The 22,666-nt window shown below is 64.1% G+C and carries 23 protein-coding genes; 16 read left to right on the forward strand and 7 right to left on the reverse strand.

Annotated elements, in window-relative coordinates:
* Nucleotides 1-22: 22 nt before the first annotated feature.
* Both QF118_RS00280 and QF118_RS00285 read right to left on the reverse strand, forming a co-directional pair.
* A complete protein-coding gene (locus QF118_RS00280) occupies nt 23-481 on the reverse strand; it encodes a free L-methionine (R)-S-oxide reductase MsrC (protein ID WP_282300640.1) in 459 nt (152 codons plus the stop codon).
* Nucleotides 482-579: 98 nt separating this feature from the next.
* Nucleotides 580-1,752: a thiolase family protein gene (locus QF118_RS00285; RefSeq protein WP_282300641.1), complete on the reverse strand. Its 1,173-nt coding sequence runs from the start codon at nt 1,750-1,752 to the stop codon at nt 580-582.
* A 93-nt stretch (nt 1,753-1,845) separates the two neighbouring features.
* On the opposite strand from QF118_RS00285, the gene QF118_RS00290 reads away from it, so the two are divergent.
* The 4 genes from QF118_RS00290 to QF118_RS00305 all read left to right on the forward strand — a co-directional run bounded on the left by QF118_RS00290 (nt 1,846) and on the right by QF118_RS00305 (nt 5,519).
* Nucleotides 1,846-2,181 carry an STAS domain-containing protein gene (locus QF118_RS00290; protein ID WP_282300642.1) on the forward strand — a complete coding sequence of 112 codons (336 nt, stop codon included), beginning with the start codon at nt 1,846-1,848 and terminating at the stop codon, nt 2,179-2,181.
* A 26-nt stretch (nt 2,182-2,207) separates the two neighbouring features.
* The gene (locus QF118_RS00295; protein WP_282300643.1) at nt 2,208-2,660 is read left to right on the forward strand and encodes an ATP-binding protein; all 453 of its coding nucleotides are present in this window, start codon (nt 2,208-2,210) and stop codon (nt 2,658-2,660) included.
* 582 nt (nt 2,661-3,242) lie between these two features.
* Nucleotides 3,243-4,817, forward strand: coding sequence for a gamma-glutamyltransferase family protein (locus tag QF118_RS00300; RefSeq protein WP_282300644.1), 1,575 nt, complete (start codon nt 3,243-3,245; stop codon nt 4,815-4,817).
* Between the two features lie 132 nt (nt 4,818-4,949).
* On the forward strand, nt 4,950-5,519 hold the full coding sequence (locus QF118_RS00305; protein WP_282300645.1) for a DUF805 domain-containing protein: 570 nt from the start codon (nt 4,950-4,952) through the stop codon (nt 5,517-5,519).
* A gap of 11 nt (nt 5,520-5,530) precedes the next feature.
* Here the strand turns inward: QF118_RS00305 and QF118_RS00310 are convergent, their stop codons facing one another.
* The 3 genes from QF118_RS00310 to QF118_RS00320 all read right to left on the reverse strand — a co-directional run bounded on the left by QF118_RS00310 (nt 5,531) and on the right by QF118_RS00320 (nt 8,205).
* Complete coding sequence (locus QF118_RS00310) at nt 5,531-6,901, reverse strand: glutamate--cysteine ligase (protein ID WP_282300646.1); 1,371 nt, start codon at nt 6,899-6,901, stop codon at nt 5,531-5,533.
* Nucleotides 6,902-6,964: 63 nt separating this feature from the next.
* Nucleotides 6,965-7,489, reverse strand: a complete 525-nt coding sequence (locus QF118_RS00315) for a hypothetical protein (RefSeq protein ID WP_282300648.1) — start codon at nt 7,487-7,489, stop codon at nt 6,965-6,967.
* On the reverse strand, nt 7,486-8,205 hold the full coding sequence (locus tag QF118_RS00320; RefSeq protein WP_282300649.1) for a 16S rRNA (uracil(1498)-N(3))-methyltransferase: 720 nt from the start codon (nt 8,203-8,205) through the stop codon (nt 7,486-7,488). Before QF118_RS00320 ends, QF118_RS00315 begins: the two co-directional genes overlap by 4 nt.
* A gap of 12 nt (nt 8,206-8,217) precedes the next feature.
* On the opposite strand from QF118_RS00320, the gene ubiA reads away from it, so the two are divergent.
* From ubiA to uvrC, 10 genes are all read left to right on the forward strand, one after another.
* Complete coding sequence (gene ubiA, locus QF118_RS00325) at nt 8,218-9,183, forward strand: 4-hydroxybenzoate octaprenyltransferase (protein WP_282300650.1); 966 nt, start codon at nt 8,218-8,220, stop codon at nt 9,181-9,183.
* Nucleotides 9,184-9,243: 60 nt separating this feature from the next.
* On the forward strand, nt 9,244-11,142 hold the full coding sequence (locus QF118_RS00330; protein ID WP_282300651.1) for an OmpA family protein: 1,899 nt from the start codon (nt 9,244-9,246) through the stop codon (nt 11,140-11,142).
* On the forward strand, nt 11,135-11,464 hold the full coding sequence (locus QF118_RS00335; protein WP_282300652.1) for a hypothetical protein: 330 nt from the start codon (nt 11,135-11,137) through the stop codon (nt 11,462-11,464). The genes QF118_RS00330 and QF118_RS00335 overlap by 8 nt, the downstream gene beginning before the upstream one ends.
* Nucleotides 11,465-11,540: 76 nt before the next feature.
* A complete protein-coding gene (locus QF118_RS00340; protein ID WP_282300653.1) occupies nt 11,541-12,413 on the forward strand; it encodes a TIGR01459 family HAD-type hydrolase in 873 nt (290 codons plus the stop codon).
* Between the two features lie 102 nt (nt 12,414-12,515).
* The gene (locus QF118_RS00345) at nt 12,516-12,959 is read left to right on the forward strand and encodes a MaoC family dehydratase (protein ID WP_282300654.1); all 444 of its coding nucleotides are present in this window, start codon (nt 12,516-12,518) and stop codon (nt 12,957-12,959) included.
* Nucleotides 12,960-13,107: 148 nt separating this feature from the next.
* Nucleotides 13,108-13,905, forward strand: a complete 798-nt coding sequence (locus QF118_RS00350; RefSeq protein WP_282300655.1) for a S49 family peptidase — start codon at nt 13,108-13,110, stop codon at nt 13,903-13,905.
* A 1-nt stretch (nt 13,906) separates the two neighbouring features.
* Entirely contained in the window at nt 13,907-14,086 is a 180-nt protein-coding gene (locus QF118_RS00355; RefSeq protein ID WP_282300656.1) for a hypothetical protein, read from the forward strand.
* A gap of 1 nt (nt 14,087) precedes the next feature.
* Nucleotides 14,088-15,038: a calcium/sodium antiporter gene (locus tag QF118_RS00360; RefSeq protein WP_282300657.1), complete on the forward strand. Its 951-nt coding sequence runs from the start codon at nt 14,088-14,090 to the stop codon at nt 15,036-15,038.
* An 8-nt stretch (nt 15,039-15,046) separates the two neighbouring features.
* Entirely contained in the window at nt 15,047-15,838 is a 792-nt protein-coding gene (locus tag QF118_RS00365) for an SDR family oxidoreductase (RefSeq protein WP_282300658.1), read from the forward strand.
* 298 nt (nt 15,839-16,136) lie between these two features.
* Nucleotides 16,137-17,999 (forward strand): excinuclease ABC subunit UvrC, encoded by a 1,863-nt coding sequence (gene uvrC, locus QF118_RS00370; RefSeq protein WP_282300659.1) that lies wholly within the window; start codon nt 16,137-16,139, stop codon nt 17,997-17,999.
* Here uvrC and QF118_RS00375 read toward each other — a convergent pair.
* The gene (locus QF118_RS00375) at nt 17,996-19,036 is read right to left on the reverse strand and encodes an NAD(P)/FAD-dependent oxidoreductase (protein WP_282300660.1); all 1,041 of its coding nucleotides are present in this window, start codon (nt 19,034-19,036) and stop codon (nt 17,996-17,998) included. The two genes, uvrC and QF118_RS00375, sit on opposite strands and share 4 nt — an antisense overlap.
* Nucleotides 19,037-19,084: 48 nt before the next feature.
* On the opposite strand from QF118_RS00375, the gene mnmD reads away from it, so the two are divergent.
* Nucleotides 19,085-19,750 (forward strand): tRNA (5-methylaminomethyl-2-thiouridine)(34)-methyltransferase MnmC2, encoded by a 666-nt coding sequence (gene mnmD, locus QF118_RS00380; RefSeq protein ID WP_282300661.1) that lies wholly within the window; start codon nt 19,085-19,087, stop codon nt 19,748-19,750.
* A gap of 1 nt (nt 19,751) precedes the next feature.
* Nucleotides 19,752-20,624: a DMT family transporter gene (locus QF118_RS00385; protein ID WP_282300662.1), complete on the forward strand. Its 873-nt coding sequence runs from the start codon at nt 19,752-19,754 to the stop codon at nt 20,622-20,624.
* Between the two features lie 71 nt (nt 20,625-20,695).
* Here QF118_RS00385 and QF118_RS00390 read toward each other — a convergent pair whose 3' ends face one another.
* Nucleotides 20,696-22,648 carry a lytic transglycosylase domain-containing protein gene (locus tag QF118_RS00390; protein WP_282300663.1) on the reverse strand — a complete coding sequence of 651 codons (1,953 nt, stop codon included), beginning with the start codon at nt 22,646-22,648 and terminating at the stop codon, nt 20,696-20,698.
* Between the last annotated feature and the right edge of the window lie 18 nt (nt 22,649-22,666).

Below are 22,666 nucleotides of genomic sequence, written 5' to 3' on the forward strand. Positions count from 1 at the left end.
GATTTTTTCACCAGACGCGTGACTATTCCGCAGCCTCGAAGGTTGCATCAAGAATGGCCTGCAGCGCCTTGGCGTCCTCTTCGTCAAAGGCGCCGGGCAGATCGCTGTCGATGTCCAGAACGCCCAGCAAGCGCCCCGCGCCGTTGCGCACCGGCAGGACCAGTTCGGACCGCGTCGAGCTGGAACAGGCGATGTGACCGGGGAAGGCATCGACATCCTCGACGATCTGCGCCTGCCCGGTGCGGGCGCAAGCGCCGCAGACCCCGCGCGCGAACGGAATGACAAGGCAGCCGTGGCCACCCTGATAAGGCCCGATCTTGAGCAGCTCCGGCGCGGTGACGCGGTAGAAACCGGTCCAGTGGAACCGGTCGTCAGATTGGTGGATTTCGCAGGCCAGCGTCGCCATCAGCGCAACAGTATCGGTTTCGCCCGCGGTCAGGGCGGCGATGGTCTTGCCAAGGTCGGAGTAATCAACGTGCATGATGCGCCTTTTTCGACGGAAGGGTGCGAGGGGCCAGCCCCTCGCGCTCCCCGGAGTATTTGAGCCAAGAAGAAGATGCCAGAGGGTGTTGCGCGTGGTCAGAGGCGTTCGATCGCGATCGCCGTGCCTTCTCCTCCGCCGATGCAGATGGCTGCCACGCCGCGCCGCAAGTTGCGTTTTTCCAGTGCGTTCAGCAGGGTGACGATGATCCGCGCGCCCGAGGCGCCGATGGGATGGCCCAACGCGCAGGCGCCGCCGTTGACGTTGACCACGTCGCGGCGCAGGCCCATTTCCTGCATGAAAGCCATGGGTACGACAGCGAAGGCTTCGTTGACTTCCCAAAGATCGACGTCCGAGGCTTTCCAGCCGATACTGGCCAGCAGTTTCTGCGCGGCGGGCACGGGGGCAGTGGGGAACAGCGCCGGCGCCTGGGCATGGCTGGCATGGCCCAGGATGCGCGCGCGCGGTACCGCGCCCGAGGCGGCAGCAACATCAAGTGTCGTCAGGACGAGCGCCGCCGCGCCATCCGAGATCGACGAGGAATTGGCGGCCGTGACCGTGCCGTCCTTGCGGAAGGCGGGTTTGAGCATCGGGATCTTTTCGGGGCGCGCCTTGCCGGGCTGTTCGTCGCGAGTGATGATTTCCTCGCCGGTGCGGGTGTGCAGGGTCACGGGGATGATTTCGTCTTCGAAGGCGCCGGTGCGTTCCGCTTCGAGCGCGTTGGACAGCGAGGCCAGGGCGTATTGGTCCTGTGCTTCGCGGGTGAAGCCGAAGGTCGTGGCGCAGTCTTCGGCAAAGGTGCCCATCAAGCGGCCCTTGTCATAGGCGTCTTCGAGACCGTCGAGGAACATGTGGTCGATCACCTGGCCGTGGCCGATGCGGGCGCCGCCGCGCATTTTTGGCAGCAGGTAAGGCGCGCCGGTCATCGATTCCATGCCGCCTGCGACCATGGTGGTCGCCTGCCCCAGCGCCAGCCGGTCAAAGGCCATCATCGCCGCCTTCATGCCTGATCCGCACATCTTGTTCAGGGTTGTGGCGGGTACTTCTTCGCCCAGTCCTGCGGCGAAACCGGCCTGGCGCGCCGGGGCCTGGCCCTGGCCGGCGGGCAGAACGCAGCCCATCAGCAATTCGTCGACGGCCGGGTTGCCGGCCTGCGCCAGCGCACCGGCGATGGATGCGCCGCCCAGGGTTGCCGCCGGCACGTTTTCGAAAACCCCCTGGAATCCGCCCATCGGTGTGCGCGCGGCTCCGGTAATCACGACGTCTTTCATCTGCTGTCCCTTCCAAGCTTGCCTGTCCCCTGCATACCGAATGGTAAGGAATGGCGTCTAGGGTGGTTTGCATTGAGCATCTGTGAGGCAGCAATGAAACTGACAACCCAACCCCGCGGGGACATCGATATCGTCAACGTCGAAGCCAACCGCATCGACGCCGCCGTGGCAATCCAGTTCAAGGACCGGATGCGCGAAGCCGTCGCCGACGCCAGCGGCCGTGTGATTCTGAACCTGGAACACGTCGACTTTATCGATTCCAGCGGTTTGGGCGCGATCGTCGCGGCGATGAAGCTGATGCCGGACGGGCGCAAGCTGGAGCTGGCCGGACTGACCCCGACGGTCGACAAGGTGTTCCGGATGACCCGGATGGATTCCATCTTTACCATTCACGACAGCGTCGATCTTGCCGTTCAATACCCCGCCTGAAATCGTCATCATACGGAGGTCAACCAATGACCCCGACCGATAGGCAGAATGGTGTCCGGATGCACTATGTCCTGGCAAGCCGCCCCGAGGCCGTTCGCGAAACCCTGGCCGCCGCGCGCGATGATCTTGCGCGCCACGGCCATGGGCACGAGGCCCTGGGCCCCTGCGAGCTGGTCCTAGCGGAGGCGCTGAACAACATTGTCGAACATGCCTACGAGGAACGCGTGGATGGCGAAATCAGCCTGTGCCTGACCCTTGTCGGTGACCGCCTTGACGCGCAGATCGAGGACCGGGGGCATTCGATGCCCGGCGGCGATCTGCCCAAGGGGGAACTGACCACGCTGGATGTGTCCAATGCGGACCTGCCCGAAGGCGGGTTCGGCTGGTTCCTGATCCGCAGCATGACGGATGATCTGCGGTATCGCCGCAAGGAAGGCGTCAACTACCTGAGCTTCAGCATCATGTTGGGCACGCACTGACACGCAGGGCGACGCAAAGGCCACCGTTTCTTTCGTCCGTGCCTTTGAATGACCCGGATAAGGTCATATTCCCGTCAGAAATCCAGGGCACAAAGGCCTTGTAGCTGCATATGGCTTCCCTCGGCGTCACGCATTAACAGCCCCCACCCAGTGCGTGGCGCCGAGGCACTTACCCCCCTCCCATTTCCGCAAACCGTCCGCAGATTGCCCAAGCCATGGTCAGCTGCCGTCAGCCCTTGCCGGTGCGGGCTGGTCGCCTGCGCTTGTCTGGCCTTTGCGCGCTGCCAGGCCCCGGCAGCCCGATCGTCATGGAATCACCGCAGCGCTTTCACATTTCCGCCCTGTTCCGCAGGCATTCATGGTCTTGTAGCTGCATATGGCTTCCCTCGGCGCCGCGCATTAACAGCCCCCACCCAGTGCGTGGCGCCGAGGTACTTGATTTCTCAAAAGCATATGCATCGACCAACCGCATTGACGCGGCAGGCGTCGCGCCTATCCTTCCCCGAAATCGACAATGCGCCTGACCGCCATGGGAACACCCGGGCGTCCAAGGCAGCCGGATCAGCAACAGGGGCAAGTTTCATGCGCGATTTCCACCAACCCGGTCGCTCGGCCGTTTATGCAACGAACGGCATTTGCGCCACCTCGCACCCGCTTGCGGCCAGTGCGGCCGTCGACATCCTGCGCCGGGGCGGCAATGCGGTGGATGCGGCCATCGCGGGCGCCGTGCTTCTGGGGCTGGCCGAACCACAGATGACCGGCATCGGCGGCGACTGCTTTGCCCTGATTTCGCCCGGCGAAGGGGCGGATGTGGTCGCGGTGAACGGATCGGGCCGCGCGCCCGCCGCCGCCAATGCCGCCGCGTTGCGCGGCAAGGGCCTGCAGACCGTGCCGCTGAACACGCCCGACGCGGTCACCATTCCCGGCGCCATCGACGCCTTTTGCACCATGTCCGACCGGTGGGGAAAACTGGGGCTGGAGGCCGTTCTGAGCCCGGCGATCACCTACATGGAAATCGGGGTGCCGATTGCGCCGCGCGTGGCCTTTGACTGGGCCAAGGATGCGCCGGTTCTGCAGGGCCACGCCCTGACGCATTTCCAGCCCGGCGGCGCCCCCAAGGTCGGCGATCTGTTCGCCCTGCCCGCCCAGGCCAAGGCGCTGAAGCGCATTGCCAGCGAAGGCCGCAAAGGGTTTTACGAGGGCGAAGTGGCCGAGGACATGGTCGCCTCGCTGCGCGCCATGGGCGGGGTGCACACGCTGGACGATCTCGCCGCCACCCAATGCACCATAGGCGATCCGGTGACCGGCACATATCGCGGGCGCGAATTGCTGGAACATGCGCCCAACGGTCAGGGCATCATCGCCCACCTGATCCTGAACATCCTGTCGCAGTTCGATCTGGCCAGCCTTGACCCCTTTGGCGCCCAGCGTGCCCATCTGGAAGCAGAGGCGGCCAAGCTGGCCTATGACGCGCGCAACCGCTTTCTGGCCGATCCCGCCAGCATGACCCGGCTGGATCATCTGACCAGCATGGACACCGCCAGGAGACTGGCCGCGTTGATTGATCCGAAACGCGCCATGGCCTCGGCGACCGAGATGTCCGAAGCGGTGCACAAGGACACGATCTATATCACCGTGGTGGACAAGGACCGCATGGCCGTGTCGCTGATCTATTCGATCTTCCATGGTTTTGGCTCGGGGATTGCCTCCGAGAAATTCGGCATCCTGTTCCAGAACCGCGGCGCGGGTTTCAGCCTGACCGAAGGCCACCCGAACGAGATGATGGGCGGCAAGCGTCCGATGCACACGATCATCCCCGCGATGATGCGCGACAATGGCCGCGTGACCATGCCCTTTGGCGTCATGGGTGGGCAGTATCAGCCCAACGGCCACGCCCGCGTGGTCACCAACATGACCGACTATGGACTGGACGCGCAGGCCGCGCTGGATGCGCCGCGCAGCTTTGCCGAAAAGGGCAAGCTGCAGTTGGAGCGCGGCTATGATCCAAAGGTCGCCGCCGATCTGGCCGCGATGGGGCATGACGTTGAAACCCCCGATACGCCCCTTGGGGGCGCGCAATCCATCGTCATCCACGACAGCGGCGTGCTCGAAGGCGCGTCCGATCCGCGCAAGGATGGCTGCGCCGTCGGCTATTGATCAAACCATTTGATGAAAACCCTGCGCATCAGGATCGTTGCGCAGGGCAGACTCCCCGGGTCTGACACGTCTTTGCCAAATTTTGGCCCCTCTGACCGGTTACCCTTTGGTTAACAAAGCCCGGAGAGAGACATGTTCGGACCCATCGCCGCCTGTGAGGCGTTTATCTTCAACGCCTTCAACGTCAGCGGCCGCGCCACACGTGCCGAATACTGGTGGGTCTTTCTGGCGCAATTCCTGATCTACGTGGTCAGCATCACCATGGATATCTGGAGCCTTTACGTCCACGGCTTTGCGGCCATCGGCTTTGCCGGGATGTTGACGCCCTGGCTTTTGCTGCTGTTCGCGGTGCCGACGCTGACACTGACCATGCGGCGGCTTCACGACACGGGGCGGTCATCCTTCAAGATCGCCGTCGTGCTTCTGCCTGTCATCGGTCTGCCGCTGTTCGGCTATTACCTGGTGGCTGGCTCGGACATGGACAAAAACAAGTGGGGCGAACCGCGCCACCCGTCGGGTCGCGTCGTGACCAGCGCGAAAACCATGTCGGACGGCACGGCCAGCGCGCAAAAGCACAATCCCTTTGCCAGCTATGCCTACCTGGTCAACGGCGAGGCCGATCCAACCCCCGCCACACTCGAAGCGCGGCGCGCCGAAATCAGCGATTATTATCGCAGCCGGGTTCTGGGTCAGGGCGCCTGAGCGCCCCACCCTCAATAACTGTATTCGGTAAATACCCGTGTCAGATCGCCGTTCCAGTCGCCGTGGTAGTGATCCAGCAATTCGTCAGCCGCAACCTTGCCGGTCTCGACGCTTTCCTTGAGCGCGTTCAGGAAATGCGTCTCGTCCGGGACAAGGCCCCCGGCCCCCGGCATGGCGCGGGCCTTCAGCCCGGCATCGGCAATGGCGACGACTTCGCGCGCCAGATCATGCATCTTGATGCCGTTCACCTCGGCCTGAAGCCCATCGACCGAGGCCGCGACGCGCAGCGCCTCGCGGGTTTCGGCATCCCAGCCCTTGGCCAGATCCCAGGCCGCGTCCAGCGCGCCCTGATCATAGGTCAGCCCGACCCATAGCGCGGGCAGCGCGCACAGGCGCCGCCACGGACCGCCATCGGCGCCGCGCATTTCGATGTATTTCTTCAGGCGGGCCTCGGGGAAGACGGTGGTCAGATGGTCGGCCCAATCGGACAGCGTCGGCGTTTCGCCGGGCAGAGCGGGCAGCTGGCCTTTCAGGAAATCGCGGAAGGACATCCCCAGCGCGTTGATGTACTTGCCATCGCGGTAGACAAAATACATCGGCACATCAAGGACATAGTCGACCCATGCCTCGAACCCGAACCCGTCATCAAAGACAAAGGGCAGCATGCCTGTACGGGCCGCATCCAGATTGCGCCAGATCACCGAGCGCCAGCTTTTGTGGTTGTTCACCTTGCCCTCGAAAAAGGGCGAATTGGCGAACAGTGCGGTCGCCACGGGCTGCAGGGCCAATGCGACGCGCATCTTTTGCACCATGTCCGCCTCGGACCCGAAATCAAGGTTGACCTGAACCGTGCAGGTGCGGCGCATCATGGCGGTGCCCATGGTGCCGACCTTTTGCATGTAGTCGTTCATCAACTTGTACCGCCCCTTGGGCATGAGCGGCATTTCCTCGTGCGTCCAGATTGGCGCGGCGCCAAGGCCGATGAACCCGACGCCGATCTTGTCGGCGATTTCCTTGACCTCGCGCAGGTGTTCGTTCACCTCGTCGCAGGTCTGGTGGATCGTTTCCAGCGGTGCGCCGGACAACTCCAATGCGCCGCCCGGTTCAAGGCTGACGTTCGCGCCGTCCTTTTCAAGGCCGATCAGGTGGCCGCCTTCGGTGACCGGGGACCAGCCAAAGCGGTCGCGCAGCCCTTCGAGCACCGCCAGGATCGACCGTTCGCCTTCGTAGGGCAGCGGTTTCAGGGTGTCCTTGCAGTAGCCGAATTTCTCGTGCTCGGTGCCGATGCGCCAATCCTGCTTGGGCTTGCAGCCCGAGGCAAGGTATTCGACCATCTGTTCGTGCCGTTCGATCGGCCCGCCGCCGGATTGGGGAATGGACATGGGACTGCTCCGATCTGCGTGACACCTAAGGAGGCCAAGCCTTGGGCGGAAAATTTCCGGGTGTCAATGCAGGCGGCGCGTGATCGGCTGCGCAGAGGCTGCGCGCCAGATCACAACCGGGTGTGCGCCTTTGCGTTCAAGCTCGCGCAGCATGAATTCCGTGCGAATCCCGGGAAGGTGGGCAAAGGCGTCGAACAGCGCCTCGCTGCCTTCGGCATTGACGGGGATATGCAGCGGCGGAAGGCCCGGTTGGTCCAGCCGCCAATGCGCCGGGCGCGCGGTCGGGTCCAGCGTCAGGGCCGACAGGGCGTCGATATCCGCGACGCCGCCCGACAGGGGGCCGAAATAGGTGATGCGTCCTTCGATCACCTGCACGATTCCGGGGCCGCCGTCACCGCGCCGGAACCGTGCCCTTTGCAGGCCAGTGACGATCAGCACGATCCCCAGCGTCATCACGCCATAGCCGATCCAATGCAGCAGGCCGCCGCCGGTGAAAAAGGCCCAGTAAAGCCCCAGCAGCAGAACGCCGGCACCGGTCAGCGCCTCGCGGAACCGGCCCAGCGTGGCCGCGGCTTCGGGGCGGATCATGCCCAGTCTCCAAAGGTGGTCTGCCACAGGGTCATCGCCGCAACCGCCGCCGTGTCGGCGCGCAGGATGCGCGGCCCCAAAGCCACCGGGCAGGCATAGGGCAAGGCGGCAAGGCGCGCGCGCTCGGCCGGACTGAACCCGCCTTCGGGGCCGATCAGGATGGCCCATGATCCGGGCTTGCCGTGAAGGGTCAGTGCCTGGCCCGCCGCGCTTTCATCACAGAACATCAGGCTGCGGTCCTCGGGCCAGTCGGCCAGAAGCCTGTCCAACCGCTGGAGTTCGGCCACCTGCGGGACAAAGGTGCCGCCGCATTGCTCGGCCGCCTCGATGGCATGGGCCTGCAGTCGATCCTGGCGGATACGTTCGGAGTTGGTGAATTCGGTCGCCACCGGCAGAATGCGCCGGGCGCCCATCTCGGCCGCCTTTTCGACGATGAAATCGGTGCGCGCCTTCTTGATCGGGGCGAAACACAGCCACAGGTCGGGCGGCATGGCCAAGGGCGCGGTCTGCGCGGTGCAGGTCAGGGTGCCGCCGCGCTTGCCGGCCTCGGCGACCGTGGCCTGCCATTCGCCATCCGCGCCATTGAACAGGGCCACGTTGTCGCCCAGGCCCAGCCGCATCACCCCAAACAGGTAATGCGCCTGCTCTTTGGACAGAGGCAGTGGTTGTCCCTGCCCCAAAGGGTGCTCTACATAAAGGCGGACCTTGGCTTTCATGAGACGCAACATATGACCGGCACATCCGATTCACCAGAGGCCGACGGACAGGTTCGCGACGCCGTGCGCGGCAACTGGGTGGACCGGCGCGCGCCGCGATGGTCGCGGCCCTACCTGCGCCTCAGCCGCGCGGACAGGCCAATCGGCACCTGGCTGTTGCTTTTGCCCTGCTGGTGGGGGCTGCTGCTGGCCATGGTGGCGGATGGGCAGGCGCGCTGGTTCGATCTGTGGATCTTTGCCGGATGCGGCATTGGCGCGGTGCTGATGCGCGGCGCAGGCTGCACGTGGAACGACATCACCGACCGCCACATCGACGGCAGCGTCGAACGCACGGCCTCGCGGCCGATCCCCTCGGGGCAGGTCACGGCAAAGCAGGCGCTGGCCTGGGCCGTGATTCAGTGCCTGATCGCCTTTGCCATCCTGATCACCTTTCCGCCGGCGGCCATCGCGCTGGGGGTGCTGTCACTGCTGCCCGTCGCGATCTATCCCTTTGCCAAGCGGTTCACCTGGTGGCCGCAGGTCTTTCTGGGAATCGCCTTCAACTGGGGGGCCTTGCTGGCCTGGACCGCGCATTCCGGCAGCCTGGGGTTGCCCGCGGTGCTGCTGTACCTGGCGGGCATGGCCTGGACGCTGTTCTATGACACCATCTATGCCCACCAGGACAAGGAAGACGACGCGCTGATCGGCGTCAAATCCACCGCCCGCCTGTTCGGAGAGGACACCCCCAAATGGCTGGCGCGTTTCATGGTGGCCACCGTTGCGCTGATGGGCGCGGCGATCGTGCTGGCCATCCCCGACGGCGAGATCCTGAAACTGGTGATCTTGCTGGCCGGGCCCTGGGCCATGGGCTGGCACATGCTGTGGCAGATGCGTCGCCTGAAAATGGACGATGCCGACCGCCTGCTGGAATTGTTTCGCGCCAACCGCGACTGCGGCCTGATCCCCGTGCTGTTTTTCGCCGGTGCCGTCCTCGTGTGATTGCCTATCCGGGTTTGTTTGCCTATCAGGCTTTAAGTCAACAAAGGAACCAAAGCGCCCATGCGCCTTTCCTCGCTTTTCATCCTCGTCGGCACATTCCTCGCGGCAGCGCTCGTCAGCCTGATCACGGCTTATTTTTCCGTGGGCATGGTCGAAAACGCCTCTCGCTCCGGGGTTCTGAATGAATTGGATCGCGAAGGGCTGACCTGGGCCGAGGTCGACACCAATGGCCTGCAGGTTTTCCTGATCGGCACCGCCCCGGACGAAGCCACGCGGTTCCAGGCGCTCAGCACGGCGGGGCGCATCGTGGACGCCGCCCGCGTCATCGACCAGATGCTGATCGAGGAACCAGAGGATTACGCACCGCCCTATTTCTCGGTCGAGATCCTGCGCAATGACGCGGGGATTTCGGTCATCGGCCTGATCCCGGATTCGACCGACCGCGAGGACCTGCTGAAACAGTTCCGCGAAATCGCCACCATAGGCGAGGTGTCGGACCTGCTGGACACCGCCGATTACCCGGCCCCCGATGGCTGGGACGCGGCGCTGCGCTATGCCATCGGCGCGCTACGCGATCTGCCCCGGTCACAGATTTCCGTGGATTCAGAGCGCGTGTCGATCAAGGCCATGACCGAAAGCGGCGAGTCCAAGCAGCGACTGGAAACCGCCCTGTCCCGGCGCAAGCCCAGCGACCTGCGTCTTGCCCTGAACCTGACCGCGCCGCGGCCCGTCATCAGCCCCTTTACCCTGCGGTTCGTGATCGAGGACGGCGAGGCGCGCTTTGATGCCTGTTCAGCCGATGACGAGGCGTCGCGCGACCGTATCCTGCGCGCCGCCGCCCGCGCCGGTCTGGAAGGCAAGGCAACCTGCACCCTGGGCCTGGGCGTGCCGTCGCGCCGCTGGGCCGACGCCGCCGAAATCGGTATTTCCAAGCTGGCCGAACTGGGCGGCGGGTCGGTCACCTTTACCAATGCAGACATCACCCTGATCGCGCTTGAGGGCACCGACCAGGCGCTGTTCGACCGCGTCGTCGGCGAAATGGAGGCGGCCCTGCCCGATGTCTTTGCGCTGCACGCCACCCTTCCCAAGAAGGCCGACGAGACGAATCAGGGCCCGCCGGAATTCATGGCGACGCTCAGCCCCGAGGGCGCCGTGCAACTGCGCGGCCGGATGTCCAGCGAAGTGGCCCGGCAGACCGCCGACAGCTTTGCCCGGGCGCGGTTTGGATCAAACGCGGTCTACACGGCGGCGCGGGTCGACGAAACGCTGCCCGGCGATTGGCCGGTGCGCACCCTTGCCGCCATCGAAGTGCTGGCGCAGCTGGTCAACGGCTCCGTCAAGGTCACCCCCGACAAGGTCACCGTCACGGGCAACACCGGCAATACCGACGCCAGCGCCGAAATCGCGCGCCTGCTGGCGGCCAAGCTGGGCGACGAGGCCAGCTTTGACATAAACGTCGAGTATCTCAAGAAATTCGATGCCTCGCTGGGGCTGCCCTCGCCCGAAGAATGCGAAGCGCAGATCGTCGAGATCATCGGCGATCGCAAGATCACCTTTGAACCGGGCAGCGCGACGCTGGACGCTTCGGCCAAGGACATCCTTGATGAACTGGCCGACCTGTTGAAGAAATGCGGCGACATCCCGATCGAGATCGGCGGCCATACCGACAGCCAGGGCCGCGAGACGATGAACCAGCAGCTTAGCCAGGAACGCGCGCAATCCGTTCTTGAAGCCTTGCGCACACGGCTGGTTCCTGTGGCATCCTACAGCGTAAACGGCTATGGCGAAGCAACGCCCATCGCCGACAACGGCACCGAAGAGGGCCGCGAAGCCAACCGTCGTATCGAATTCAAGCTTCTGAAGTCCGAGCAGGCAGAAGAAAGCGACCCCACCCCCGAGCAGGTGGAAGATAACACAGGCGCCGAAGCAGCGCCGGAAAAAGGAACCGGGGATGAATAGAACCGAATTCATCATTGCAACAGCCATCATCCTGTTTGTGGCCTTCTGTCTTGGATGGTTCGCCAACTGGCTGGTGCATCGGTTTTCACGCGTCAGCCAGGCCGACGTCGATCAGCTGGAGCGCATGAGCCAGGAATTGCACGAGGCCGAGGAAACCCGCGACCAGGCCATCACCTACCTGCAACAGCGCGAGGCCGAGCTGACCAACCAGCTGGCCCAGACCGAGGCCGAGCTTTCCGCCGCCATGGACGGTCTGCGCGAGGCCCGGCAAGAGGCCGAGGAAATGCGCCTTTACGTCGAGCGCATGAACCAGCCGGGGTAATCCCCCGGCTGCGGGAACTCTGGCCAAACCCCTTCCGTTATGCTCATACAGGACCGAGCAGAAGGAACGGACGGCCATGACCCAGATCATCACAGCACTTTCAGAGATTTCCGACCGCTACGACGCGTTGTTCGTCGACCTTTGGGGCTGTGTCCACAATGGGGTCAGGGCGATCCCTTCGGCGGTTCAGGCCCTGACGGACTATCGCGCCCGGGGCGGGGCGGTGATCCTGGTCACCAATGCGCCGCGCGCACGCGATGACGTCGCCCGGCAGCTGGAATATTTCGGTGTGCCCAAGGACGCCTATGACGACATTGCCACCAGCGGCGACAGCGCCCGCGCGGCGATGTTCCAGGGGGCCGTGGGCCAAAAGGTCTGGTTCATGGGGCAACGCCACGATCTGAGCTTTTTCGAGCCGCTGGACCTGCTGGAAAACCCCGTCGCCATCAGCCGCGTGCCCTTCGAAGAGGCCGAGGGCATCATCTGCTGCGGTCCCGAAGACCCCCACGCCGATCCCGACGTCTACCGGGGCAAGCTGCTGTATGCCAAGCAAAAGGGCATGAAGCTGCTCTGCGCCAACCCCGATATCGTCGTCGATCGCGGTGATCGGCGCGAATATTGCGCCGGGGCCGTGGCGCAGCTGTATACCGAGATGGGTGGCGAAAGCCTGTATTTCGGCAAACCGCATCCGCCGATCTACGACCTGGCCCGCCGCCGCCTGGCCGAGCACCGCAAAGGCGTGCAGGACGCCGGAATCCTGGCCATCGGCGACGGTCCGGCCACCGACATTCGTGGCGCCATGGGCGAAGACATCGATTCCCTCTTCATCACCGGCGGCCTGGCCCGGGAAGAGACCAAAACGACGCAGGGGCCCGATACGGATGCGCTAAGCGCCTATATCCAAAAGGAAATGATCAATCCCAGCTTTGCCATGGGGACATTGGCCTAAGATTTTTCCCCTTGATTTTGCTGCAACCGCAAAGTAATAAAATTACCGAACAACGCCAAAAGGCGCGCGTTTATTACCGGACGGTTGATCATGGAGGGCGAGATGTTGGACAATCTGCCACGCGGCACGATCTGCATCGAAGATATCGAAATGGGCATGTCCCGGCACCTGCGCAAACAGGTGACGGATCAGGACATCGAGATGTTCGCGCAGGTGTCGACCGACCGCAATCCGGTGCATCTGGACGATGACTACGCGCAGGACACCATCTTTGAAGGGCGCATTGCCCATGGCATGCTGACCGCCGGGCTGATCTCGGCCGTGATCGGTGAACAGCTGCCCGGCCACGGCACCGTCTACATGGGTCAGACGCTGAAGTTCCTGGCCCCCGTGCGTCCCGGCGACGTCGTCTATGCCGAGGTCAAGGTCGTCGACATCGACCATGCCAAGCGCCGCGTGACGCTGGATTGCCACTGTTCGGTCGATGGCAAAAAGGTCCTGATCGGCGAGGCCAAGGTGCTGGCCCCCTCGCGCAAGTTCGACTGACCCTTTCGGATTATCCCTGACCTGGCCCGCCGATCCCCGGATCCGGCGGGCTTTTTCGATGCCGCCCCACCATGCCCCTGCGCCACAAGCGCAGCTTCTTTGCCGCGCGGCCTTGTACGCGCTGGCCCTGCAATCTACATCACCAGACATGAAACGTTGGATCCCCTTTATCAAAGCCGACCCGGTTGTCGCGGTCGTGCGGTTGCAAGGTGCCATTGGCATGGGCGCGCGCGGCGCGATCAGCGACCGGTCGCTGGCTCCGCTACTGGAAAAGGCCTTTCGCAAGGGCAAGCCCGCCGCCGTGGCGCTGGAAATCAACTCGCCCGGCGGATCGCCTGTGCAATCCTCGCTGATTGGCGCGCGCATCCGCCGCCTGGCCGATGAAACCAAGGTTCCGGTCTTTGCCTTCGTCGAGGATGTCGCGGCCTCGGGCGGCTATTGGCTGGCTGCCTCTGCCGATGAAATCTGGGCCGACGACAGTTCGATCCTGGGCTCGATCGGGGTGATCTCGTCCAGTTTTGGCGCGCATGTCTTTTTGCAACGGCAGGGCATCGAACGCCGGGTGCACACGGCGGGCAAATCGAAATCCATGATGGACCCGTTCAAACCCGAAACCGAAGAGGACGTCGCGCGGCTGAACCGTTTGCTGGGGCAGTTGCACGAAAACTTCATCACCCTTGTCAAAACCCGCCGCAAGGGCAAGCTGGCCGAGAACCCCGACCTGTTCACAGGCGAAATCTGGGTCGGGCGGCACGCGGTCGAACAGGGGCTTGCCGATGGCATTGGCCACCTGATCCCCCGGATGAAGGACCGCTTTGGCGACAAGGTGAAATTCCGCCGCTATGAACAGCGCAAACCGCTGTTCCCGCGGATCGGCATGTCCGTGGCCCAGGCCGCGATCAGTGAAATCGAAGAGCGTGCCGAATTCGCGCGTTACGGACTCTGACGTGCTTGTCAAAGCTGTCACCTTCTTTCTGATCGGCATGGCCGTGCTTGCCATGTTCGGCAAGCTGCGCCTGCCCGGAAAGGCCCGCCTGGACAAGGCCCGTTGCCCAGGCTGCGGACGGTTCCGCATTGGCAAGGGCCCGTGTTCCTGCGGCAAAGACAACCGTAAAAGAAAGGGCTGAAATGGTCTTTGCCTATGCTGCCTTGGGATTGGTGATCCTTTTGCTGGCCGGGGATGCCCTGGTCAAAGGCGCCGTGAACCTGAGCCTGCGCGTCGGAATCCCGGCGCTGATCGTCAGCCTGACCATCGTCGCCTTTGGCACCTCGGCGCCCGAGCTGCTGATTTCGATCAAGGCCGCGATTGAGGGCGTTCCCGGCATCGCGCTTGGCAACGTCGTCGGATCAAACACCGCCAACGTGCTTTTGGTGCTGGGCCTGCCGGCGCTGATCACCGTGATGCACACCTCGGAATGCGACACCCGCAAAAGCTATCTTCAGATGCTGGGAGCCACCGTGCTGTTCATCGCGCTGGCCTTTCGCGGCGTGTTCGACCTGATGGCCGCAGTGATTTTGCTGACCGTTCTGGCAGCATTCCTGTGGCTGGCCATGCGCGACGCCCTGGCCCACCGCCGCAACGGCGAGATCGACGACGACCTTGAGGAACCCGAAGGCGCGGACCCCGACATGCCCTGGTGGAAGATCGCGCTGTTCCTGGCGCTGGGGCTGGTCGGCCTGCCTCTGGGTGCCGATCTGCTGGTCGACAGCGCCCGCGAAATCGCCCTAATGTACGGCGTGCCCGATACCGTCATCGGGTTGACGCTGGTCGCCATCGGCACATCGCTGCCCGAACTGGCCACCACCGTGATGGCCGCGATCCGGCGCCAGGCCGATGTGGCCATCGGCAACGTCATCGGATCGAACCTGTTCAACCTTCTGGCCATCATCGGCGTCGCTGCCGTGATCAAACCGATGCCCGTCGACCCGGCCTTCTTGCGCTTTGACCTTTGGGTCATGCTGGGCGCGTCCCTGATCCTGCTGCCCTTCGTCTTTTGGGGCCGCGATTTGACACGGGTTTGGGGCATGCTCTTGTCTGCGCTCTATGCGCTCTATGTGTTGGTCGTGTTGAACGTCTGAGGACCACCATGACCCCTGACCGCAAAATTGCCCTTGTGACCGGCGGCGCCAAGCGCCTTGGCCGCGCCATGTCGCTGTACCTTGCCCAGCGTGGTTATGACCTGGCCGTGCATTACGCCGGATCGCAAGAGGCCGCGCAGGACACCGTCGACCAGATCCGCGCCATGGGCCGGCAGGCCGTCGCGCTGCAGGCCGACCTGCTGGACGAAACCCAGACACAGGCCTTGTTGCCCCGCGCGGCGCAGGCGCTTGGCGGGCCGATCACGCTGTTGATCAACAACGCCTCGATCTTTGAAAGCGACAGCCTGTGGGACGCCAGCCGCACCAGCTGGGACCGGCACATCGAAAGCAACCTGCGCGCGCCCTTCGTGCTGATCCAGGCGCTGGCCGCGCAGCTGCCCGAACCCGCCACCGATGCACAAGGCGAACCGCTTGCCCAAGGGTTGGTGATCAACATGATCGACCAGAGGGTGCGCAAGCTGACCCCGCATTTTACCAGCTATACCATTGCCAAGATGGGTCTTTGGGCCCTGACCCAGACCGCCGCGCAGGCCCTGGCGCCGATGGCGCGCGTGAATGCCATCGGCCCCGGCCCCACTCTGAAAGGCCCCCGGCAGGACGACGAACAATTCGCCCGCCAGCGCGCCGCGACCATCCTGGAACGGGGTGCAAACCCGGCCGACATCACCGCCGCCCTTGGCTACTTCATGGATGCGCCCGCGGTCACCGGCCAGCTGCTTTGCGTCGATGGCGGACAGCACCTGGCCTGGGAAACGCCGGACGTGTCGGGGGTGGAATAGGCATTCGCGTCACAAGTTTTGCACCGGATTAACGAAAGTTACAAAAGCGTTACAAAATCTCCAAGAGTCTCAATACCTTGCATGTGTTGAAGATTTTACTCTAACCTTATCAAAGGGTTGCGGAATTGCCTAATTTTTAGGCATTACCCAGAAGTCCCCCTGAAACAAAGGAAATTTCAGGCAAGCCGGTTTTTGCCTACAGAGTTATCCACAGAAACCGTGGATGTTATAACCCTTGATTACGGCTGTGCCGCATTGCAGCCAAAGACCAGAATCAGACGCTAACCCAAGGTCATCCATGAACGACGTACAGCCCCCCGTCCGAAAGGGCTTTGAGGTCATCCAGGGCTATCTCAAGACGCTCGACGGCAGCCCCGGCGTCTACCGCATGCTGGATGATCAAAGCCGGGTTTTGTACGTCGGCAAGGCGCGCAACCTGCGCAACCGGGTCAGCAATTACGCCCGCCCTTCGGGGCATTCGCGGCGGATCGAGCGGATGATCAGCGAAACCGCCTCGATGATGTTCCTGACCACCCGGACAGAGACCGAAGCGCTGCTGCTGGAACAGAACCTGATCAAGCAGCTAAAGCCCAAGTTCAACGTGCTGCTGCGCGACGACAAAAGCTTTCCCAACATCCTTGTCACCGATCATCCCTATCCGATGATCAAGAAGCATCGCGGCGCCAAGAAAGAGGGCGGCAGCTATTATGGTCCCTTCGCCAGCGCCGGCGCGGTCAACCGGGTGCTCAGCCAGTTGCAGCGCGGCTTTCAGCTGCGCAACTGCACGGACAGCATGTTCGAAACCCGTACGCGCCCCTGCCTGCAATACCAGATCAAACGCTGCACCGCGCCCTGCGTCGGCAAGATCACCGAGGCGGAATACGCCGCCAACGTGAAGGACGCCCAGCGGTTTTTGCAGGGCAAGTCGACCCAGATCCAGGAAACACTGGCCGCCCAGATGGCCGAGGCGTCCGAGGCGATGGAGTTCGAACGCGCCGCCGCCCTGCGCGACCGGATCCGCGCGCTGACGCAGGTGCAGACTGCGCAGGGCATCAACCCGCAAACCGTGGCCGAGGCGGATATCATCGCCCTGCATCTGGAAAACGGGCAGGCCTGCGTTCAGGTGTTTTTCATCCGCGCCAACCAGAACTGGGGCAACCGCGATTTCTATCCGCGCGTCGGCGACGACGTGGGCGCCGCTGAGGTGATGGAGGCCTTTATCGGCCAGTTCTACGACCAAAAGGAACCGCCGCGCCTGTTGCTGCTGTCGCACGGGATCGAAAACGACGACCTGATGGTGCAGGCCCTGTCGGACAAACTGGGCCGCAAGGTCGAAATCACCGTGCCCCTGCGCGGCGAAAAGGCCGAACTGGTGGACAGCGCCCTGCGCAACGCCCGCGAAAGCCTGGCGCGGCGGATGTCGGAAACCGCGACGCAGGCCAAGCTGCTGCGCGGGCTGGCCGAGGCCTTTGATCTGGACGCCCCGCCGCAGCGCATCGAGGTTTACGACAACAGCCACATTCAGGGCACCAACGCCGTCGGTGCGATGATCTGCGCCGGCCCTGAAGGGTTCATGAAAAACCAGTACCGCAAGTACAACATCAAGGGCGAAGATCTGACCCCCGGCGACGATTTCGGCATGATGAAAGAGGTGTTGAACCGCCGCCTGAAACGTCTGCTCAAGGAAGATCCGGACCGGACAAAGGGGCTTTGGCCCGACCTGATGCTGATCGACGGCGGCGCGGGGCAGGTTTCGGCCGTGGCGGAAATCATGTCTGAACATGGCATTGACGATCTGCCCTTTGTCGGCGTTGCCAAGGGTGTGGACCGCGACGCGGGCAAAGAGGAATTCCACCGCACCGGCCAGCGCCCCTTTGCCCTGCGCCACAACGATCCCGTGCTATATTTCGTCCAGCGCCTGCGGGACGAGGCGCACCGCTTTGCCATCGGCACACACCGCGCCAAGCGCGCCAAGTCCAACATGAAGAACCCGCTGGACGAGATTTCGGGCGTTGGCGGGGCGCGCAAACGGGCGCTTCTGGCGCATTTCGGATCGGCCAAGGCGGTCAGCCGCGCCAATCTGGCCGACCTGAGGGCCGTGGATGGCGTGTCAGAATCGCTTGCCGAACGGATCTATGCCTTCTTCCACGAAAACGGTTAAAGCAGCTCTTCGGTGCGAAAGCCCTGCGGGATGGCATCGCGGCCGTTCAGCACCAGATCGGCCATGACCTGCGCCACCTTGGGCGCCATGCCAAAGCCGATCTTGAAACCGCCGTTGGCGATGAAATGCCCCTTGCGGCCCGGCCATTCCCCCAGCAGCGGCGCACGGCTGCGCGCGCGCGGCCGCACGCCCGCCCAGCGTTGAATCACCTCGGCGCCATGCATGGCCGGCAGGGCGTCATGGGCGCGCTGGATCAGGGCGTCGGCCTGTTCGTCGGTGCCGGTCGGGTCATCAAAGTCCCGTTCCGAGGTCGACCCGATCGCCACCGTGCCATCCGCATGCGGAATGATGTGCAACCCGCCGACAAACAATTGCGGCGCGTCGCCCGCGTCATGGCGCAGCACAACCGCCTGCCCTTTGATGCCCTCGCCGACCTTTTTGCCAAAGGCCTCGCTCAGGTCCAAAAGCCCCTGCCAGCCGGTGGCCCAGACCACCGCGCCCTGATCCGGGGCCTCGGTCACGATTTCGGCGCCGATGGTTTCCAGCGCCGCGACCAGCGCTGCGCAGGCCCGGCGCGGATGGATGCGCCCGCTCAGCGTGTCGTGGATCAACAGCCCCGTGGGACTGGCCGGGGCAAAGGGGCCGGCCTGCGCGGCCTCGATCACCCGCCAATGCGCGCGGCCTTGCCACAACTGCGCGGCCCCTTCGCCGCGCGCCTGCGCCAGTGCCAGCCCGCTTTGGTCCATGATCGGTTGCAGGCGGCCAAGACGGCCGTAGCCCGCCGACACGCCGCCCGCTGCCTCGACCCCGGTCCAAAAGGCTTTGGCCATCAGCAGGCTATCCAGTTGAAAGGCCTTCTTTTCGTTCCAGTTCTCGGGCACATGCGGCGCCAGCGCGCCGACCACCCCGCCCGACGATCCCGCGCCCGGCCCGAATGGGTCGACCACGCGCACCCGCGCGCCAGCCTGCGCACAGGCCCAGGCCACCGACAGGCCAAAGGCGCCTGCCCCGCGTACCGTCACATCCACGCTTGCCATCGTCGTCTCCTGCCTGCACAACGCAAGGGACTCCTAAGGACATTTCCCATGGCAGACCAGAGCGCGCTTGATTGGCGGGACGGTGTTCCTGTCTCGACCCGGTTCGATGACCCCTATTTTTCGCTGGAAAACGGGCTGGCAGAAACGCGCTATGTCTTTCTTCAGGGCAACGACTTGCCCGGGCGGTTACGGGATGGTTTCCACATTGCCGAACTGGGGTTTGGTACGGGGATGAACCTGCTGGCCGCGCTGCATCTGTGGCGCGAAACGGGGCAGACCGGGCAATTGCATTTCACGACTTTCGAGGCCTTTCCACTGGAAGGAGAGGAAATGATCCGTGCGCAGGATGCCTTTCCCGAGGTGGCGGGTGTTGCGGCGGAACTGGCCCCATTCTGGCGTGCCGGTGCGAGGCAGATCACCCTGCCCGATCTGCGGTTCACGATGATCAAGGGCGATGCCCGCGAAACCCTGCCGCGCTGGCACGGGCAGGCGCATGCCTGGTTTCTGGACGGGTTTTCCCCCGCCAAGAACCCTGAATTGTGGGCGCCCGAGCTGATGCAGGCGGTCGCCGACCACACCGCGCCCAAGGGCACGGCCGCCACCTATACTGCCGCGGGCCATGTCCGCCGCGCGCTGGCCCAGGCCGGTTTCGACGTGACCCGCCTGACCGGCTATGGCCGCAAACGCCACATGACCCAAGCCCGAAAGACCTGAGATGAAAGAGCAGAACATACCCTTGGGCATCTGGCTGATGGTCGTCACCACCTTCATCTTTGCCATGCAGGACGGGCTTTCGCGGCATCTGGCGGGGGAATACAACGCCATGATGGTGGTGATGGTCCGCTATTGGTTCTTTGCCGCCTTTGTCATCACCATCGCGAGCCGCCAGGCGGGCGGACTGCGCAACGCCGCCAAAAGCGGAATGCCCTGGGTGCAGGCCTTTCGCGCCGCGCTGCTGGTGGTGGAAATCAACGTCATGGTGGTCGGCTTTGTCTTTCTCGGGCTGGTCGAAAGCCACGCGGTCTTTGCCTGCTATCCGTTGCTGGTGGCGGCCCTGTCGGGGCCGGTGCTGGGGGAAAAGGTCGGCTGGCGGCGCTGGACGGCGATCGCCGTGGGCTTTGTCGGGGTGATCATCATCCTGCAACCCTCGGGCGGGGTGTTTTCACCCTATGCAGTGATCCCGTTGCTTTCGGCGTTGATGTTCGCGCTGTACGGGCTGCTGACGCGTTATGTGGCGCGGGCGGACATGGCGGCGACGTCGTTCTTTTATACCGGGACAGTGGGGATGGTGGTGGCCACCGCAATCGGCGTTTGGTTCTGGGAGCCGATGACCGCGCCGGACTGGGGCTGGATGGCGATCCTGTGCGTGACCGGGGCGGCGGGGCATTACACCCTGATCCGGGTCTACGAAGTGGCCGAGGCCAGCGCGGTGCAGCCCTTTGCCTATCTGCAACTGGTCTTTGCCAGCGCGCTGGGGATCGTGGTGTTTGGGGAAAGCATCCGGTTGAACGTGGCGCTGGGGGTGGCGTTGATCGTGCTGGCGGGGCTGTTCACTCTGTGGCGGGCCCGCCAGGTCGCGGCCACCTGAGGGGGCCCTGCCCCCGCGCGTTTGGCGCCCCCCGGGATATTTTCAGCACAAAGAAACCAGGGCGGCGGCGATCAGTCGACGATGGCCTGCAAGGTTGTCCCGATCAATTCCTGGCTGAAGGGCACCGGATGCGGGTCCTTTCCCAGCCGGGCGCGATAGACCGGCAGGCTTTCGGTGACGCGCATGACATAGTTGCGCGTTTCGTCGAAGGGGATGAATTCGATCCAGTCGATCACGTCGACCTCGCCTTTGCGGGGGTCGCCAAAGCGTTCCATCCATTGGTTGGGGCGGCCCGGCCCGGCATTGTAGCCTGCCGCCATCATCACCGCGTTTCCGTCGAAACGCCCCGCCAGGTTGGCAAGATAGGCCGCCCCGAGCGTCGCGTTGTAGGACGGGTCTGTCAGCAGTTTGTCGGCATCATACTCGAGGTTCAGCCAGCCCGAGACATCGCGCGCCGTGCCGGGCATCAGCTGCATGAAACCGCGCGCCCCGGCGCCCGAGATGACCACGGGATCGAATTCGGATTCGCGCCGGGCGATGGACAAGACCAGCTCTTTCGGAACCGGGAACTCTCTGCCGACGATGTCGGGGTGCAGGGCGTAATAGGGGCCGGGCAGTTCGAAACCGTATTGGGCGGCGCGTTTGCCCAGCATGACCTGCATGTGCGGGCGTTTGAATTCCTCGAGCATCTGGCCCATCTGGCCCATGCCGCTGCGGTCCAGGCTTTCGGCGATATGGGTCAGGAACCTTTCGGACAGCGCCGTTTCCCCGGCAGCCATGAGCAGAACAGAGGCCTGGAACACCGAGGTCTTGGTGAACGCGGCGGTGCGCCAGTCGGGGAATTCCTCGGTCCCGGCAAGGGTCGGGTCCGGGGCGATGCCGCCGCGTTCGGCCGCCAGCAAGCCATAGAAGGAGGTCTGGAACTTTGCGCCCTCGGCATAGGCGGCGGCGGCCTCGGCGGATTTGTTCTGCGCTTCCAGCGCGCGGCCCAGCCAATAGCCCGCACGCCCGACCGAGATCGGCGTCCAGACCGCCGCGCGAAAGCGTTTGAAGTGGGCTTCGGCCAGATCGGCGCGATCAAGGTAGCGCAGGGCAAGATAGCCCGACAGCCATTCCAGTTCGGCGAAATCCGACCCGTCCACGAGGAAATGGGTCGAAGCGATCTTGTAGGCTTCGAGTACCGCGCCGTCGCGCATGCGTTCGCGCGCCAGATCGTGACGGACATTGGCCCAGGCCCAGGGTTCGCCCAGGCTGGCGGCACTGGTGGACTGGGCCAGAAGCAATTCGATGGCCTCGGCGTCGCGCCCCTTGCGCACGCGCCACAGGAACCGCTCAAAGGCCAGCCCCGGGTGATCGGCCAGTTTGGCGGGCACCGCGGCGATCTTGCCATCCACTCCCGCTTCGTTGCCGCGCAGGGCCAGGCGGGCCTCGGCCAGCTTTTGCCAATCTTCGTCGACAAGCGGAATCATCGCGCTGGCGTTGCTGCTCCAGCCTTTCCACAGCGCCATGTCCAGGCGCGCGACGTGGTGGTCCTGAAGCAGGCTGCCCCAGTCTTCGACAAAGGCGCGGCGTTCGTCGCTGCCCAGTGACAGCGTGCGCCAGGCCAGGACGACATTCGCCTCGGCGGCGCCGGCTTCGCCTGCCTCGTTTTGCGCACGGGCCAGCGCCAGGGCGCCTGCACCGGTCTGCGGCAGGTCATCGGCGAAAAAGGCGCGCACCTCGGCGGCAGAGGCCTCGGACATGACGACTTCGCTTTTCTCGCGCAGGTAGGCAAGGCCGGGCCAGTCGGGGTTGCGGGCAAGGAAATCCTGCACCTCGGCGGGATCGCCGCGCCCGGCGCGCAGCGCGTGCCACAAGATCACGTCCAGCGCCGCCTGGCCGTCGACGCGCGCCTCGATTCGGGCCTTGGCCCAGTTGCCGTCCCGCATGGCGTCCATCGCGCGCGCCAAGGCCTGCCCGCTGTTCTGGGCCTGCGCAGCAAAGGTGGTACACAACAAAAGGAGACAGGCCAGAAGGCGCGACATGAGCTTGCAATTTCCGTG

Source organism: Tropicibacter oceani (assembly GCF_029958925.1).
Lineage (GTDB): Bacteria > Pseudomonadota > Alphaproteobacteria > Rhodobacterales > Rhodobacteraceae > Pacificoceanicola > Pacificoceanicola oceani.